This is a genomic window from Micromonospora olivasterospora, assembly GCF_007830265.1.
Taxonomy (GTDB): domain Bacteria; phylum Actinomycetota; class Actinomycetes; order Mycobacteriales; family Micromonosporaceae; genus Micromonospora; species Micromonospora olivasterospora.
Window position 1 is genome coordinate 5446110 of the sequence record NZ_VLKE01000001.1, and the last position, 16045, is coordinate 5462154.

Genomic DNA, 16045 nt, shown 5'->3' on the forward strand with positions numbered 1-16045 from the left:
CACGTGCGGGGCCCCTCCTCCGCCTCTCAGCCGAACAGGGCGCGAGCCAGCGCGTAGCCGGCGGACGCCGCGGCGAGACCGGCGAGCACGCTGCCCAGCGCGTTGGCCAGGGCCCACCGGCGGGCGCCGTCGCGGGCCAGCCGCAGCGTCTCGTAGCCGAACGTCGAGTACGTCGTCAGCGCGCCGCAGAAACCCGTGCCGAGCAGCGCGCCGACCGCCGGCCCGGCGGGCGCCCCGACCAGGGCGCCGAGCACCAGCGACCCGACCACGTTGACGGTCAGCGTGCCCCACGGAAAGGACGAGCCGTACCGGGCCTGCACCGCCCGGTCGGTGAGGTACCGCAGCGGCGCCCCGACGGCCGCGCCGAGGACGACGAGCAGGACGGTCACGGCGCGCCGCCCGGCCCGGTCGGCCGACGGCGGGGCGGCGGGCCGGGCGTGGTTCGGGCGGTCGCGCCCCCGCGTCGTTCCCGCCGGCGCGGGCGAGTAGCCGGCCGGCCGCGGCGTCGCCGAGCCAGACCGCGACCAGCGCCCCGACCAGGGTCGTGACAAGGTAGGCCAGCGCGATGCCCGGCGCCCCGGCGGCCACCGCCTGCCGGGCGTCCACCACGTACGTCGAGAAGGTGGTGAAGCCGCCGAGCACCCCGACGCCGAGGAACGGCCGGGTGAGCGGGCGGGTGCGCCCGGCGGCGACCAGGGCCATGAGCGCCCCGATCAGCAGGCAGCCCGTCACGTTGACGGAGAACGTCGCCCACGGGAAGCCGGCCGGGTGGTGCGGCAGGGCCGCCTGAAGCCCCGCGCGGGCGAGCGCGCCGAGCACGCCACCGGCCGCGACGACGCCGAGCACGGTCGCCGGGTGTGCCCGCAGCTCGACCCGGTCCCCGGGTACGCGCAGATCGACGTCGGGATCGACCCGGCGCGGCGCCCCTCCGGTCACCTGTCCTCCCACCGCCACCGCCGCGATCGCCGGTCCGGGACGGCCTACCGTACGGCTCGTCCCGTCTCCACCCCACCTCAGCCTACCCCCGCCCCCCCCGACCGCCCCCGCCTCCGATCCCCGCACCCTCCCACCCCCCGGGCAGTGTGCATCCGGTTCCGGGTGGGTCAGCGGACCGCCACGACCGCGGCGTCGGCGCCGCCGCGCCACAGGGTGCCGACCTCGGCGAAACCGGCGGCGGCCAGGGCGTCGAGGTGCCAGGACACCGGCGGGCTCCACTCGGGACTGTGCCCGCTCGGGTAGATCTCCGCGCGGCGCCGCACCAACGGGCCCAGTACCGGGTCGGCGCCGGCCCGTTCCCGCCAGTCCGACCAGGACAGGGCGGCTCCGGAGGCGTACCGCGCGGCGGCCGGCCCGGCCGACCTGGTGCCCCGGCTGGAGGCGCTCTGCTGACCCGCCCGGGCCGGCGGTGGGCAGGGCCGTGGCGGAGATGTCGTATGCCCGGGGCAGGATGGCCGGATGAGTCACGTCGCGCTGTTCCACTCCGTCTACGGGCTGCGCCCGGCCGTGCTGGCGGCCGCCGACCGGCTCCGTGCCGCCGGGCACGAGGTCGTCGCGCCCGACCTCTACGGGGAGCCCGCCGCCGGCACCGTCGACGACGGCTTCGCCCTGCTCGACAGGATCGGCCGGGACACGGTGCTGGCCCGGGCGCGGCGGCGGTGGCCGACCTGCCGCCCGGCGCGGTGCTGGCCGGCTTCTCGTTCGGCTGCGCGGTGGCCGCCGAGCTGCTCGCCGAGCGGCCCGACGCCGCGGGCCTGCTCCTGCTGCACGGCATCGCCGGGGGCCCGCAGGCCGTCCGCCCGGGCCTGCCGGTGCAGCTGCACCTCGCCGACCCCGACGAGTACGAGCCGCAGGAGGAGGTGGACGCGTGGCAGCGGGCGATGACCGCCGCCGGCGCGGACCTGACGGTCTTCCGCTACCCGGGGCCCGGCCACCTCTACACCGACCCCGACATCCCCGACTACGACGCCGCCGCCGCGGAGCTGACCTGGGAGCGGGTGCTCGCCTTCCTCGACGGCCGCTGACCCCTGCCCGTGCCCCGGCGGGGCCGAGACGTGCGGCGCGCCACTGCTCATCGGCGGGGTGACCCTCGGTGTGGTCAGCGTCGTCCCCAGCCTGCTACGCCGCCACGGCCAACGGGGGCACCGGGGCGGCACCGCCCCGACCGGGCGATGTCGGCGACGTGGTGGTGTCGGCACCACCACGACCGGGCGATGTCGGCGACGTGGTGGTGTCCGGCCTGCCGCGACCGGGTGGTGCCGACGCGGGGTCCGGGCCGCCCGGGCCGCCCGGGCCGTGCGATGCCGACGCGGGGTCCGGGCTGCCCGGGCCGCGCGATGCCGGCGACACGGGGGGTCGCCACGGCGTGGGGCGGGTGTCCGGGCGGGCCGTCCCGGTGATCGGCCCCAGCCGGGCCAGCCCGGCGAGGTCGGCGCGGAGCGCCCGCGGCAGCCGGTCCGCCGCGGCGCGCCGCAGGGCCGGGTCGGCGACGTCGTACCCGCCCCCCGCCGGGCGCAGCAGGCCGAGCGCCGCCAGCCGCCGTAGCACCCCGTCGGCCCGCCCCGACGCCCAGCCGAGCGCCCGGTCGACCGTGGCCGCGCCCGCCGCCGGGCCCAGCGCGGAGGCCACCATCAGCACGGCCCGCTCCACGCCGTCCCGGGCGTCCAGCCGGGCGGCGGCGGCCCGGCGCACCGGCTCGGGCAGGCCCGCCGCCGGGTCGGTCCCGTCGTCGAGCGCCCGCACGTACGCCTCGACGTGCCCGGGCAGCCCGCCGACCAGGGCAGCAGCCGCTCGGTCAGCGCCGCCGGCCGCCCCGCCCGGCGCAGCAGCCGCCGCAGCAGCCGGCCGGTCACCACGCGGGTCAGCGGCGGCAGCGGCACGTCGGCGCGCCGGCCGTCCGGGTCGGGGCGGGTGTCGGCCCACTCCGGGCGGTGCGTCGTCACCACCGACAGCGGCACCCGCCGCGCCGTGGCCGCCGTGAACAGGGTGCGCAGGAACCGGGTCAGCGCCGGGGCGGCCCGGTCCACGTCGTCCACCGCCACCACCACCGGCTGCCGCGCGGCCAGCTCCAGCAGCACCCGCTGCCAGGCAACCGCGCCGGCCGGGAACGACCCGTCCAGCAGCCCCTCGAGCGCGACGGCCGTGGGCGCCACCCGCCGGGGCGGGACCAGGCCGTCGAGCGCCGCCAGCAGCCGCGTGCGTACGGTCGCCGGCGCGTCGTCGCCGTGCAGGCCGGCGAACGCGCGCAGCAGGTCCGCCGCGGGCTCCAGGGGTCGCTCGGGGTACGGCGGGCAGGCCGCGACGCACCACCGTACCGGCCTGGAGTCCAGCACCTCGACCGTCCGGCGCAGCTCGTGCAGCAGGCGGCTGCGCCCGCTGCCGCCCGGCCCGACGAGCGACACCCAGCGGGGGCTACCCTCGCGTACCGCCCGGGCGAGCTGCTCGGCCGCGGTGGCCAGCTCGCGGCGGCGGCCGACCAGCCGGCCGGCATGCCGGGCCGGCTCCGGGCGGGCCAGGCCCGTGGCCACGGCGGCGTCCACCGGCAGCGGCCTGCCCGTGGCGGCCGGCGGGGCGAGCGGGCGGCAGTCGAGCAGGCCGGCGGTGGCGCGGCGGGTGGCCGCGCAGACGACGACCGCGCCGGGCGGGCCGTGCTCCTGCAGTCGCGCGGCGGCGGTGATCACCGCGCCGCTGGCCGTGCCGTGTCCGCCGTCGCCGACTGCCGCGACGTCGACGAGGGCCTCGCCGCTGGCCACCCCGACGCGGACCCGCAGGCTCGCCACCCCGGGCAGCGCCCGCCGGTCCAGCTCGCGCTGGATCTCCAGCCCGGCCCGCACCGCCCGGTACGCGTCGAAGCCGTCCGACTCGCGGGCCCCGAACAGGGCCATCACGGCGTCGCCGACGTACTTCTCCACCACCCCGCCCCAGCGGGCCAGCACCGCCGACACGGTGCCGAAGTAGACCCGTTGCAGGGCCCGGACGTCCTCGGGGTCGAGCCGCTCGACCAGCGCGGTCGAGCCGACGATGTCGGCGAAGAGGACGCTGACCGTGCGCCGTTCCTCCGGCACCGGCCAGCTCACCGGCGCGGTGTGCTGGGAGACCGTGAGCACCCTGGACATCGGCATCGCCCCGCCCTTCCCCCCGTTTGGTGTCCGACGACCACAGGAGACTCCCACCCCCGGGCCGACGGGGGATCGGCAGAACGACGTATGTCGGCCACCCGCAACCCTTTCGTCGCATTGTCGACGCGAGGAGTACCGGAGCCCGCCCGCACCCGTGAAACCGGCGGGGACCTTTGACTACGCTGCGTGGCATGGTCAGCGATGTGGACGCCGCGCCGCTCGTCGGCCGTGCCGACCAGGTGGCGGCGCTGCGTTCCGCGCTGCTCGACGGCGGCGGGTCCGGGCAGACGTCGGCCGTCTTCGTCACCGGCGAGAGCGGGGTGGGTAAGACCCGGCTGCTGCGCGAGGTCGGCGAGGCGCTGCGGGGCTCCGGCGCCCTCGTGCTGACCGGGGCGTGCCTCGACATCGGGGACGCCTCCCCGCTGCACCCCCTGCTCGCGGCCCTGCGCCGGTTCGACGCCGAGCTGACCGCCGCCAACGCCCGCACCTCGTCCGCGGTGCGCGGGCTGCTGCGGATGTTCGGCGACGAGACGGCCGGCCCCGACGGGGCCGGCGCGTTGCTGGAGCGGGTGTCCCGCGGGCTGCACCTGATCGCCGAGGGCCGCCCGCTCGTGCTCGTCCTGGACGACCTGCAGTGGGTCGACCGCAGCACCCGGCAGTTGCTGCTCTACCTGCTCGCCGGCCTCGGCGACCTCCAGCTGTCGGTGCTGGCGGCCGTGCGGGCCGAGTCGTTGCAGGGGGCGCACCCGCTGCGTCGGGTGCTGACCGAGCTGCGCCGGCTGCGCTCGGTACGGGTGCTGGACCTGGCGCCGCTGGGCCGGGCCGACACCGAACAACTCGCCGCCGCGATCGTCGGCGCGCCGCTCGCACCGGAGGCGGCGGAGTCCGTGTGGCAGCGCAGCGGCGGCAACCCGTTCGTGGTCGAGGAGCTGGCCCGGGACCTGCGCGACGGTCGGGAGGGGCTGTCCGACACCGTGCGTGAGGTCTTCCTGGCCCGGGTGGACGCGCTGCCGCAGCCCGCGCACGCGGTGGTGCACGCGGTCGCGGCGGGGGTGGAGCCCGTCGCGCACTGGCTGCTGGCGGAGGTGACCGGGCTGCCGGAACGGGAGCTGATCGACGCGGTACGGGGCGCGGTGGCGCACCGGCTCCTCGTCGGCGACGACGACGGCTACCGGCTGCGGCACCGGTTGGTCGCCGAGGTGCTCGCCCACGAGCTGCTGCCCGCCGAGCGGTCCGCCCTGCACCGCCGCTACGCCGAGGCGCTGACCTCCGCCCCGGCGGAGCTGCACCACGCCCGGCTGGCCCACCACTGGCGCCTCGCCGGGGAGCCGGCCCGGGCGCTGCCCGCGGCGATGGCCGCCGCCCGGGAGGCGGCGCGGCTGCACGGCTTCGCCGAGGCGCACCGGCACTGGTCCGTGGCCCTTCAGCTGGCCGAGGCCGGGGCGCGTGGCGCGGCGCCGTCGACGAGCGGCCCGTCACCGGACGGCGTCCGCGGGCCGGCGAGCAGCGTCGTCGACCGCGGGGAGCTGCTGCGCCACGCCGCCGAGGCGGCCCACCACTGCGGCGAGCACGCCCGGGCGCTGGCCCTGCTGGAGGAGCTGGCCGCCGCCGAGGACGCGCCGCCGGCCTGCCCGCTGCACATCCGCCGGGCCCGCTACCTCGCCGCCGCCGGGCGCTCCGCCCCGGCCGAGGCCGAGTACCGCCTGGCCCTGGCCGCCGCAGACTGCACGCCCGCGCAGCGGGCCACCGCCGCCGCCCGCCTGGCCGAGCTGCTGCTGCACCTCGGCCGGTACGCCGACGCCGGCGACCTGGCCCGGCAGGCCCTGCGGCTGGCCGCCGACGTGCCGGACTCCGTCTCGGAGGTGGTGCTGGCCAGCGCGGCGCTGGGCTTCAGCGAGGCGTACCTGGAGGACCCGGACGCCGGGCTGGCCGTCATGCGCCGCGCCCTGGACACCGCCGAACGGGCGGGCCGACCCGAGGACGTGGCGTGCGCGTACCTGCACCTGGCGGAGCTGCTGACCGGGCCGCTGAACATCCTGGAGGAGGGGGTGGTGGTGGCCCGGCGGGGCGCCGAGCGGGTCGCCGAGCTGGGGCTGGGCCGCACGTACGAGACCCGGCTGCTGGCCATCGCCACCAACGGGCTGTTCCGGGTGGGGCAGTGGGCGGAGGCGGAGAAGGTGGTCGCGGCGGCGCTGCGGCACCGCCCCTCGGGCGCGGACGCCGTCGAGCTGCTGCTGGCCCGCTGCCGGCTGTCGGTCGGGTACGGCGACGTCGCCGCCGCCGACCGGGACCTGGAGGCGGTGGCCACGGTGCTGGCCGGCGGCGGCGCCCGGCACGTCATCCCGCTGCTGACCCTGCGGGCCGGTCTGGCCATGTGGCAGGGCCGGCACGACCTCGCCCGACAGGCGGTGCAGCGGGGCCTGACCGAGAGCCGTTCCGACGACATGGGGATCCTCGCCGCGCTGGTCTGGCACGGTCTGCGCGCCGAGGCGGAGGCGCACGCCTCCCGCACCGTGCCGGTCGACGAGACGGCGGTCCGCCGGCTGCGGGGGGCCGCCGAGCGGGTGGCCCGCAGGAGCGAGCACGCCGCCCGCCCCGTGCGCGACGTGGTCGACGGGTTCCTCGCGCTGTGCGACGCCGAGGTCAGCCGCCTGGACGGCAGCGACCCGGCGCTGTGGGCCCGCTCGGTGGCCGAGTGGGACCGGCGCAACCACCCGTACCCGGCGGCGTACTCGCGGCTGCGGCAGGCCGAGGCGCTGCTGGCCCGGCGCAGCCGCACGGCCACCGCGGGCAGGCTGCTGCGCCAGGCGTACCGGATGGCGCAGGGGCTGGGCGCGGTGCCGTTGAGCAGCGAGATCCGTACCCTCGCGGGCCGGGCGCGGGTGCCGCTGGAGGAGCCCGGCCGGCCGGCCGGCTCGCGCTCCGCCCCGGGCGCCCGTCCCGCCGACGACGAGCTGGCCGTGCTGACCGCCCGCGAGCGGGAGGTGCTCGCCGCGGTCGCCGAGGGGCTGACCAACAGGGAGATCGGCCAGCGGCTGTTCATCAGCGAGCGGACGATCGGCGTGCACGTCTCACACATCTTCGACAAGCTCCAGGTCCGCACCCGGGTGCAGGCCAGCGCGATCTACCTGCGCAGCGGCGCCGCGTAGCGCGCGGGGGACACCAATACGTCGTTCTACTGATCCGGTGGTGGCGCCCGGCTGGGAGGCTGGGCACCGTCGCCGGCGGCACGGGGGTGCCGCGGGACCACAGTGGAGGAGACATGGGCGAACCGGTCTGGAGCCCCGTACACGAGGACGTCGTCGGCCTGCTCGCCGACCACCCGGCGGACGTGCCCGCGGTGGTCGACCACCTCACCAAGCTCCAGGACCTGCTGGTACGGCTGCCGCCGCTCGAGGAGAGCTGCCCGCTGGCCGACTTCAACAAGCTCTACCTGACGATCACCAGCAGCGTGCTGGACGGCCTCTACGACGACCGCTTCTCCGACCCCGTGTTCCTCGCCCGGCTCGACGTCGAGTTCGCCACCCGGTACTTCGACGCGCTGCGCTACTGGACCGACTCCAGCCCGAGCACACCGCAGGCCTGGTCCTGCCTCTTCGAGCGGATGCACGGCCCGGACGCCCGGCCGCTGCCGTCAGCCGCCGCCGGCGTCAACGCGCACATCAACTACGACCTGCCGTTCGCGCTGGTCACCACGTTCGACAGCCTGGAATCCGAGCCGGTCGACGGCGGCGAGCAGCACCGCGACTACCTGGAGATCAACCGGATCTTCGCCGAGCGGATCCCCGGGCTGCGCCGCGGGTACCTGGACAACTGGCAGCTCATGATCGACATGCTGAACGGTGACATCGACGACTGGTACCAGGGGGAGCTGGTGGAGTACACCCGGAACGTCGCCTGGCGCAACGCCCAGAAGATCTGGCGCTGCCGGCACGATCCGGAGGCCCGCGAGTGTGAGCGCGTACGGCTTGACGGGACCGCCGCCGCGCTCGGCCGGCTGCTGCTGTCGCCCCTCGGGGCGTTCCTGCAGTAGCCGGGACGGGGGGTCCCCGCGCTGCCAGGGGGGGAGCGCGGGGACGTCCCCCCGCCCGCCCGCTGCTCCGGCCCGGGCGTGCCGCCGCCGCTTCGCCCGTTCGGCAGGGGAACCCCGCGGGTTCCGCCTACGGTCGGGTCAGGGCGTGAAGGGTGGCGCGGCATGGCGGAGCGGCGGGACGAGGCGCAGCCGGGGCGGACGCGGGGACAGCGGGATCGAGCCGGCCCGAGCGGCAGTCTGCGCCAGATTCGGGACCCGGCGCACAGCGACCGCCCCCACCGTGGCCCGGTGACGGTCCCGGCGTGCGTCGACTGCCACCACCGGCCCGGCCCGCCCCCGGGGCCGTTGCGCCGCTGGCTGTTCCAGCACCAGGTGCAGCCGATCGGGCCGGAGACCCGGGAGACCGAGGCCAGGGCGCACGCCTGGTGGCAGGTGATGTGCCTGACCGGCGTCGACTACTTCTCCACCCTGTCGTACCTGCCCGGGATCGCGATCGTCGCGGCCGGCGCGCTGTCCCCGCTGGCGACGCTGCTGATCGTGGCGCTGACCCTGTTCGGGATGCTGCCGATGTACCGGCGGGTGGCCCGGGAGAGCCCGCACGGGCAGGGGTCGGTGGCGATGCTGGAGCGGCTGCTGCCGTTCTGGCGGGGCAAGATCTTCGTCCTCGTCCTGCTCGGTTTCGTGGCCACCTCGTGGATCATCACGATCACCCTGTCGGCGGCGGACGCGACCGTGCACCTGCTGGAGAACCCGTACCTGCCGGACGCGCTGCACGGCAGGTCGGTGGCGGTCGCGTTCACGGTCGGGCTGCTGCTCGTCCTCGGCGGGGTGTTCCTGATCGGGTTCCGCGAGGCGGTCGGCGTGGCCATCCCGCTGGTGGCGGTGTTCCTGGCGCTGAACGCGGTGGTGGTCGTCGCCGGCCTGGCCCACGTCCTCGGGAACCCGGGTGTGCTCGCCGCCTGGCGGAACGCGCTGGTCCCCGCCGGCTCCGGGCTCGCCCACGGGGTCAGCCAGGCCGTGCTGGCGTTCCCGCTGCTGGTGCTCGGCCTCTCCGGCTTCGAGACCGGCGTCAGCATGATGCCGCTGGTCGCCGGGCAGGGGACGGATCGGGAGGCCCGGCTGGCGGCCCGCATCCGCAACACCCGCAGGCTGCTGGCCACCGCCGCGCTGATCATGTCGGTGTACCTGGTCACGACGACCTTCGTGACCACCGTGCTCATCCCGCCGCACGAGTTCGGCCCGGGCGGGCAGGCCCAGGGCCGGGCGCTGGCCTTCCTGGCGCACGAGTACCTGGGCGAGGGCTTCGGCACCGTCTACGACATCAGCAGCGTGCTGATCCTGTGGTTCGCCGGGGCGTCGGCGATGGCCGGTCTGATCAACATCGTGCCGCGCTACCTGCCGTCGTACGGGATGGCGCCGGAGTGGGGCCGGGCGGTGCGACCCGTCGTCCTCGTCTACACCGCGGTCAGCGTCGCCATCACCGTGGCGTTCGGCGCCGACGTCAACGCCCAGGCCGGCGCGTACGCCACGGGCATCCTGGCGATGATGGTCTCCGGCGCGGTGGCGGTGGCCATCTCGGCGGCGCGCCGCGGGCAGCGGGTCGCGTCCGCCGGCTTCACGGCGCTCACCGCCGTCCTGGGGTACGCGCTGTTCGAGAACGTGGTCGAGAAGCCGGACGGGATCGCCATCTCCGCCCTGTTCGTCCTCGGCATCGTCGTCGTGTCGCTGGTCTCCCGGGTGTCGCGCACCACGGAGCTGCGGGCCGAGCGGATCGAGTTCGACGAGGCGGCCCGCCGGTTCGTCGCCGACTCCCTGGCCCACGACGGCCAGTTGCACCTGATCGCCAACAAGCGGCAGAGCGGCGGGGTGGAGGAGTACCGGGACAAGGAGGTCACGCAGCGGGGCGTGAACCCGGTGCCGGGCGCGGCGGACGTGCTGTTCCTGGAGGTCGACGTGGTGGACCCGTCGGAGTTCAGCCGGGTGCTGCGGGTGTACGGGGTCGAGGTCGACGGGTACCGGGTGCTGCGGGCGAGCAGCCCGGCGGTGCCGAACGCCATCGCCGCGATCCTGCTGGCGCTGCGCGACGCCACCCAGGTCCGGCCGCACGCCCACTTCGAGTGGTCGGAGGGCAACCCGATCGCCCACCTGCTGCGGTACCTCATCCTGGGGCGGGGGGACACGCCGCCCGTGGTGCGGGAGATCATCCGCAAGTCCGAGCCGGATCGGGCCCGCCGCCCCGGCATCCACGTGGGCGGTTGACTTCCTCTGCCCCCCTGAGGGGGCAGATTCCTGGCGGCGCTCATGCGGCACGCCGGGTGGTTGACGCTTCGCAGCCCACAGGTGCGGGGCTCCACGTCCGTACACGACCAAGCCCGGCCGCGTTGAGAATGTTCAGGGCCGCGTTGGTGTCGGCGTGGTCGAGGTGCCCGCACGAGGTACAGGTGAACACGACGCCGTTACGGGAGCGGGGGTCACGGTGCCCGCAGGTTGAGCACGTTTGCGACGTGTACGCTGCTGGCACTTTCAGCAGTTGCCCGCCCCGCTCGGCCAGCTTGTACGCCAGCAGTTCAACGGTCGTGCGTGGGCCTCGTTGAGCATGACCCGGTTCAGCCCGGCCTTCTGCCGCACGTTGCGGCCCGGCTCGGCGATGGCGCCTCTCGCAGAGCGGGTCATGTTTTCCACCCGCAGTTCTTCCACCGCCACGATGCCGTACCTTCCGGCGATGGTCGTGGTGGTCTTGTGCTGCCAGTCGTAGCGGCGGCGCTTGGCTCTCGCGCGTAACCCCGCGATCTGGTCGTAGGTGCGGTGCAGACGGTTCGACGTACGCTCGAACGGATTGCGGGCCCGCTTCTGCCGGGCGGCCTTGCGTTCCAGCCGCAGCAGCCGTTCGGCCTCCTTCGGCCGCAACCACGGTCCGTGGTGCTGGTCGTTGCCGTCGGACAGGGCCAGGGCGACGTTGACGCCCCGGTCGATCCCGACGGCGGGCCCCTGGTGCCGCGCTGGTGTCCCCACCTCCACTTCGGTGCGGAACACGATGTGCCAGCCGAGCGCGTCCCTGACGAGCCGGCCGCCGGTGGTGCGGCCGGGTTCACGGCCGACGCCGGGGATCGGCCCGGACCAGCGGAACCGGACCACGCCGGCTTTCGGGATGCGCACCTGACCGACGCGGCGGGACAGGCGGGTGATCGCGAGGTCTCGTCCCTGCGGCACGTCAACGGACATGCGTGACCGTAGACGGGCTTTGAACTCCGGTACGGACGCCCGGCCTTCCCAGCAGTTTCTCCACGCCCGCACGTACGTTTTCAACACCTGCTGTGCGGCCTGCGCGGGCAGGTCCGCGAGCCACGGGATGTCCTTGCGTGCCTGCCGGATCGCTTCATCGGCCTGCTTCAGTGTGGGGCGTCGGTCGCGTCCGCCGCCCCACGTCCACCACTCGTGCAGCAGGTTCCACATTGCCCGGGCCGCGTGGCCCTGAATGTCGAGTGCGGCGGCCTGCTCCGCAGTGGGGGCGAGACGACGTACGTATCCGTGGTTGATCTTCACGACGCGCCTCCCTTCCTCCACGGCCGCTCCCACTGGGTTTCGATGTACTTCTGGATGGTTACGGCGGACACGTTGCCGACCGACGACACGAAGTACGACCGGGACCACAGGGTTGGCAGCCGGCTGCGCAGGTGAGAGAACTCGTCGCGAAGCACCCGCGAGGTGAAGCCCTTGAACTGGTTCGCGATGTACGACGGCGAAGCGTTCGGGTCGGCCCGGACGAACAGGTGCACGTGGTCGGGCATGACTTCCAGCGCCACGATCGACCAGCCATGCTCGTCACACTTCTGTCCGATCAGGTCCCGCAGACGTTCGGCGACTGGGCCGACGAGCACGGGGCGGCGGTACTTCGGGCACCACACCACGTGGTATCCGAGGCTGTACGCCGCCCCACGGTTCGTCTGGTATTCGGCCACGAACCTAGTATACGCATGGCACGTAACTAATAGAACAGCATCAGGGCAGCGATTCACCTGCCGCCTGAAGACGGCAGCCCTCTCGCCTCAAATCGGTAGGGAACGGCAGCCGGATGATCACCAGCGCCGCGCGTGGCCGCTCTGCCGCCCGGACAACCCATCCTCCTAGGACGATTTAGAGGATGTGGCGGCCCGACCCGGCACCCACGACGGGGAAGCACGCTCAGTCGAAACGTCCCTCGTAGATCGGCGCTCGGATGTCGAAGCGGCGCAGCCGCCCCCAGTTCGCCACGAACACCCGCTCGGCCGCTGTCAGCCAGTCGAGGTAGAAGTCCGTGAAGCTGGCGTGGGTGCCGTCCCGGTTGCGCAGGGGCACGATGTCGTCGCACGTGGCGCGTCGGTCGAACCACACGTTGCCGCGCTCCACGCCGGAGAGGACGAGCAGCGTGTGGAAGCCGCAACCGTCGTCGCTGAGGTACACCGCCCCGGCGGTCTGTGCTTGGTCGAGGTCGTCGCCGCGCCGGCTCCAGGCCAGCCATGCCGTCTCGTCCGAACGGGGCGGCTGCGCCGCCTCGTGCTCCTCCCACCGCTCCGCGTGCGACTCCTGGTTCGGGAACCGGCGTCGCCAGAGCGGCGCGGGCCGGCTGCTGTTGGCCTACTTCGACGGCTCGGGGAGCTTGCAGTCGACCTTCGGGTTGGCGCCCAGGTAGTTCAACGGGCCGGCCACGATGGTCACCAGGATCGTGCCGGCCTCGGCGCAGTTGGTGTCGTCGCTCTTGTAGTAGCCGCGCTGACCGGCGGCGACGGCGCCGATGACCAGCCAGATGACCAGGATGACTCCCAACAGCGAGGGGCCGCTCCGCATGGCTTCCTCCGGGGGTTGTGGTGGGCCGAGGTGAGGCCCTTGTACCCAGCCGCGAGGATCGGCTAAACGGGACGGCGCCCGCCCCGGCGGGGTGGTCGCCAGCGGTCAGCGCGCTTGTCGGCGACATGGCGGTGACGGCGTGGCCGCGTCACCGGCATGTCGCAGACCTGGCGAGGGATCCCGGTCAGGCGTTGCCGTTGGCGCCGACGGTGGCCGGCAGCACCCGGTCGGCCTCCGCCGGAGCGCCCGCCAGCACCCGGGCCTGCTGCGGCCAGGTGGCCAGGCTCGGCGCGGCCCGGAGCCCGGCGGCCCGGATGGTCTCCCGCAGGGCCGCCTCGTCCAGGTCGGCCAGTTGCTGGTACGTGCGGATGCCGGCGTCGTGCAGCGCGGCGGCCATCTTCGGGCCGACGCCCTGGATGCGGCGGAAGTCGTCGGCCGGCCCGGCTGCCCCGGCGGCCTGGGCCGCCCCGGCCCCGGCCTCAGCGGCGGGGGCAGGGGTCGCCACCCCGGCGTCGGTCTCCGCGGCCACGGGGGGAGCGTCCGTCCCCGCCGCCTCCTGCTGCGTGGCGGCCCCGCCTGACGGGAGGGTGGGCGCCGCCTCGGCGGTGGCCGGGTCCCCGGTCTCCGGGAGGTCCGCGTCGTCGGCCGCCGCGCGCGGGGCCGGGACGACGGGCTCGGTCTTCTGGTCGTCCCCGCTCGGCTCGGCGGCCGGATCCGCCGCCGGCACCTCGGTGCCCTGCCGCGCCGGGGTGTCGTCCTCGGCGGCGAAGGCGGTCGGGTCGCTGTCGGCCAGGACAGCGCCCGGCCGGGTGGGCTCGGCGGTGTCCGGGGCGGGCTCGTCGACGACGGCCTCCTGCGCCGTCACGGGAACGACCGTCGCCGCCGGTCGCTGCAGGTCGACGGTGGCCTCGGCCGGCGGGCCGGCCACCCCGGCGACCGGGTCACCCTCCGCGGTGGACGGCCGCGCGCCCGGCGCGCCCTGCCGTCCGCGCAGCAGCCAACCGGCGGCCAGACCCACCAGCAGCGCCAGGATCGCGAACAACCACTGCCCGAAAGTCGACGGCACGGTGCACCTCCCTGTTGCGTATGTCGAATGAAAGTCGCGAGTAAAACCCGCCGAATCTTCGCATACGCTCGGTATTGGGCGACAGGGTGGCTCCGGGCGTTCGGTGCTGGTGGGACGGGTCGCGCCCAGGGTGTCCGGGGGGTTACCCACTGTGTGTCCCGGGGGTGCCGCGGAGGTCCGGGTCCCACGTGGACACCTCGACGGACGGCGATCGGCTCCGGATCAGCCGGCGCTGCCGGTGGGGCTGATCGACGGCCGGCCGGCGTCCCAGCTGTAGAAGCATCCGGCGACGGCGTCCCGGGGGGAGTGCCAGGTCGGCAGGTACGGCGCGGTGTGCGCGGACAACCGCTCGTTGACCTGGTGGTACAGCGGGTGGTTGCGGGCCTCGGCCAGCGCGTCCGCGTCGACGTCCGCGGTCTCCATCAGGTGCACGCAGAGGTCGTGCAGGCAGTACAGCGAGCGGTGCCGGATGCCGGTCAGCGTGGGCAGTTCGGTCTGGTCGGACTCGGCGAAGATCTGCGCGACCCGCCCCTCGGATCCGGGGATGATCCTGCTGACGATCAGTAGGCGACTCATGGGACCCCTCTCGCCGGACCGGGCACCGGGCCCGGTCCTCAGGCCGGCGCTGCGAGCCCCCACCCTGCACCGGGTCGTGTCACACGGTCGTCACGCTGTGGACACGGACGGTGACGGGGTGGTCGGGGTGGGTCCGCGGCCCGCGTGGCGCCGCGTCAGCGGGCCGCGGGGCGGGGCCGCGGGGCCGGGGGGCGGCGGGGTGGCGTCGCGGGCCGGGCAGGCGGCGGCGCGCCGCCGGGCGGCCGGGCGGACGGCGGGGTGGCGTCGCGGGGCCCGACGGCCGACGGTGCGGGGCGGGTGGCGCGGCGGATCGGGGCGAGTGTGTCGTCGAGCAGCGCGCACATGGCCGCCGACGGTTCCAGCCGCAGCTCGCGCAGCAGCAGCTCACGGTAGACGTAGAAGGCGTGCACCGCCTCGAAGGCGTTGCCCTCGGCGAGGTGGATGCGCACCACCAGCCGGTGCGGGGTCTCGCGCAGCGGTTCGGCGGCCATCGCCTCCAGCGCCGCCTCCAGGGCCTCGCCGTGCCGGCCGGCGGCCAGGTGGTGGTCGGCGAGTTCCTCCAGCATGTGCAGGCGCAACTGGCGCAGCCGTTCCCGCTCCATCAGCACCCAGTCGTCGTACCAGCCGGGCAGGAGGTCGTGCCGGCCGGCGGCGAGCGCGCCGGCCTCGACCCGTGGGTCGTCGCCGTCGCGGACCCGGGCCGCGGTGTGTACGAGCTCGTCGACGTCGAGCCGGACCGCGGGGTGCAGCCGTACGCTGTCGCCGCTGGTCTCCAGCGGGCAGCACGGGTCCTGGCGCAGTCGCCACAGGGCGGTGCGCAGGGACGACAGGGCGCGTTCCTCTGGTGCCTCGGGCCAGAGCAGCCCGGCGAGGTGGCTGCGGGTGGCGCCCGGGCGCAGCCCGATGAGCGCGAGCACGCGTTGCAGTCCCCGTGGTACGACCACCGGCGCGTCGTCGTGCAGCAGCCGGAACCCGCCGAGCAGGTGCAGCGAGATACCGGGCGCGGGACGGGCGCCGACGGTCGGAATGCGCTTGTCAGCGGTCACGGCGGCACCCCCTGCGCCGGGGCCCGCCCCGGCCGTCCTGTGTCCCCGGCTCGGCTGCCCCGAACGTCGCGCCGCGCGACGCCACCACCCCCGGGCGCCGGCCTGCGACGCTGCGGGCGCCGGGCTGACCGCGTCGAACATATCAAGCATGGTTACTCTGCGTCAATGACGGGGGGCGGTGCGGCAACCGTCCAGGCTGGTCGCGAAAACGGCTCTTGAACAGCGGAAAGGCGGCACCACCGGGTGCGTGTCCGAGCTGCTCACACATAGCTGATGCACAGTTTGCGTCAACCCATCGTCACGACCCGGGGTCTCGGGTGGACGGTGGCGGGTGACGTGCCGGTGACGGTGCCCCGTGCATCGTGTCCACAGTCGTCCGGCGTGA

Annotated in this window: 15 protein-coding genes and 1 pseudogene; 4 read left to right on the top strand and 12 right to left on the bottom strand. The window is 75.3% G+C overall.

The genetic code is table 11. The features are described 5' to 3' along the window. Positions 1–26: 26 nt before the first annotated feature. Together crcB and JD77_RS24990 are read right to left on the bottom strand one after the other, a co-directional pair. Positions 27–389, bottom strand: a complete 363-nt coding sequence (gene crcB / locus JD77_RS24985) for a fluoride efflux transporter CrcB (protein WP_145776424.1) — start codon at positions 387–389, stop codon at positions 27–29. 46 nt (positions 390–435) lie between these two features. Continuing rightward, a pseudogene (locus JD77_RS24990) lies at positions 436–948 on the bottom strand (FluC/FEX family fluoride channel); the annotation flags it as partial. Positions 949–1655: 707 nt separating this feature from the next. Between JD77_RS24990 and JD77_RS34095 the strand changes: the two are divergent. Beyond that, positions 1656–2021: a dienelactone hydrolase family protein gene (locus JD77_RS34095; protein WP_246140925.1), complete on the top strand. Its 366-nt coding sequence runs from the start codon at positions 1656–1658 to the stop codon at positions 2019–2021. Between the two features lie 94 nt (positions 2022–2115). On the opposite strand, the gene JD77_RS34100 is transcribed toward JD77_RS34095, so the two are convergent. Together JD77_RS34100 and JD77_RS25005 are read right to left on the bottom strand one after the other, a co-directional pair. After that, positions 2116–2739: a hypothetical protein gene (locus JD77_RS34100; protein ID WP_246140927.1), complete on the bottom strand. Its 624-nt coding sequence runs from the start codon at positions 2737–2739 to the stop codon at positions 2116–2118. Next, the gene (locus tag JD77_RS25005; RefSeq protein ID WP_246140928.1) at positions 2628–4118 is read right to left on the bottom strand and encodes an adenylate/guanylate cyclase domain-containing protein; all 1491 of its coding nucleotides are present in this window, start codon (positions 4116–4118) and stop codon (positions 2628–2630) included. Before JD77_RS25005 ends, JD77_RS34100 begins: the two co-directional genes overlap by 112 nt. Positions 4119–4306: 188 nt before the next feature. Here JD77_RS25005 and JD77_RS25010 point away from each other — a divergent pair, with 188 nt between their 5' ends. From JD77_RS25010 to JD77_RS25020, 3 genes are all read left to right on the top strand, one after another. Further along, on the top strand, positions 4307–7264 hold the full coding sequence (locus JD77_RS25010; protein WP_145776425.1) for a helix-turn-helix transcriptional regulator: 2958 nt from the start codon (positions 4307–4309) through the stop codon (positions 7262–7264). Positions 7265–7377: 113 nt separating this feature from the next. Continuing rightward, the gene (locus JD77_RS25015) at positions 7378–8148 is read left to right on the top strand and encodes a DUF5995 family protein (protein ID WP_145776426.1); all 771 of its coding nucleotides are present in this window, start codon (positions 7378–7380) and stop codon (positions 8146–8148) included. Positions 8149–8436: 288 nt separating this feature from the next. Next, the gene (locus JD77_RS25020) at positions 8437–10407 is read left to right on the top strand and encodes an APC family permease (RefSeq protein ID WP_145776427.1); all 1971 of its coding nucleotides are present in this window, start codon (positions 8437–8439) and stop codon (positions 10405–10407) included. Between the two features lie 40 nt (positions 10408–10447). Here the strand turns inward: JD77_RS25020 and JD77_RS35625 are convergent, their stop codons facing one another. From JD77_RS35625 to JD77_RS25055, 8 genes are all read right to left on the bottom strand, one after another. Then, on the bottom strand, positions 10448–10669 hold the full coding sequence (locus JD77_RS35625; RefSeq protein ID WP_425463575.1) for a zinc ribbon domain-containing protein: 222 nt from the start codon (positions 10667–10669) through the stop codon (positions 10448–10450). Between the two features lie 2 nt (positions 10670–10671). After that, positions 10672–11691, bottom strand: a complete 1020-nt coding sequence (locus tag JD77_RS33000) for an RNA-guided endonuclease InsQ/TnpB family protein (RefSeq protein WP_211372661.1) — start codon at positions 11689–11691, stop codon at positions 10672–10674. Continuing rightward, the gene (tnpA, locus tag JD77_RS25030) at positions 11688–12107 is read right to left on the bottom strand and encodes an IS200/IS605 family transposase (RefSeq protein ID WP_145776428.1); all 420 of its coding nucleotides are present in this window, start codon (positions 12105–12107) and stop codon (positions 11688–11690) included. Before tnpA ends, JD77_RS33000 begins: the two co-directional genes overlap by 4 nt. A gap of 223 nt (positions 12108–12330) precedes the next feature. Next, a complete protein-coding gene (locus tag JD77_RS25035) occupies positions 12331–12588 on the bottom strand; it encodes a hypothetical protein (RefSeq protein ID WP_145776429.1) in 258 nt (85 codons plus the stop codon). Positions 12589–12762: 174 nt separating this feature from the next. Next, the gene (locus JD77_RS25040; RefSeq protein WP_145776430.1) at positions 12763–12972 is read right to left on the bottom strand and encodes a hypothetical protein; all 210 of its coding nucleotides are present in this window, start codon (positions 12970–12972) and stop codon (positions 12763–12765) included. Between the two features lie 184 nt (positions 12973–13156). Beyond that, positions 13157–14038, bottom strand: coding sequence for a helix-hairpin-helix domain-containing protein (locus JD77_RS25045; RefSeq protein ID WP_145776431.1), 882 nt, complete (start codon positions 14036–14038; stop codon positions 13157–13159). Positions 14039–14260: 222 nt separating this feature from the next. Further along, on the bottom strand, positions 14261–14614 hold the full coding sequence (locus JD77_RS25050) for a TcmI family type II polyketide cyclase (protein WP_145776432.1): 354 nt from the start codon (positions 14612–14614) through the stop codon (positions 14261–14263). Positions 14615–14769: 155 nt separating this feature from the next. Further along, entirely contained in the window at positions 14770–15642 is an 873-nt protein-coding gene (locus tag JD77_RS25055) for an AfsR/SARP family transcriptional regulator (protein WP_145777765.1), read from the bottom strand. Positions 15643–16045 lie beyond the last annotated feature (403 nt).

Coding starts and splice junctions, on each gene's coding strand:
- JD77_RS25005 (WP_246140928.1), bottom strand. CDS start 4,118: ATGCCGATGTCCAGGGTGCTCACGGTCTCCCAGCACACCGCGCCGGTG.
- JD77_RS25010 (WP_145776425.1), top strand. CDS start 4,307: ATGGTCAGCGATGTGGACGCCGCGCCGCTCGTCGGCCGTGCCGACCAG.
- JD77_RS25015 (WP_145776426.1), top strand. CDS start 7,378: ATGGGCGAACCGGTCTGGAGCCCCGTACACGAGGACGTCGTCGGCCTG.
- JD77_RS25040 (WP_145776430.1), bottom strand. CDS start 12,972: ATGCGGAGCGGCCCCTCGCTGTTGGGAGTCATCCTGGTCATCTGGCTG.
- JD77_RS25050 (WP_145776432.1), bottom strand. CDS start 14,614: ATGAGTCGCCTACTGATCGTCAGCAGGATCATCCCCGGATCCGAGGGG.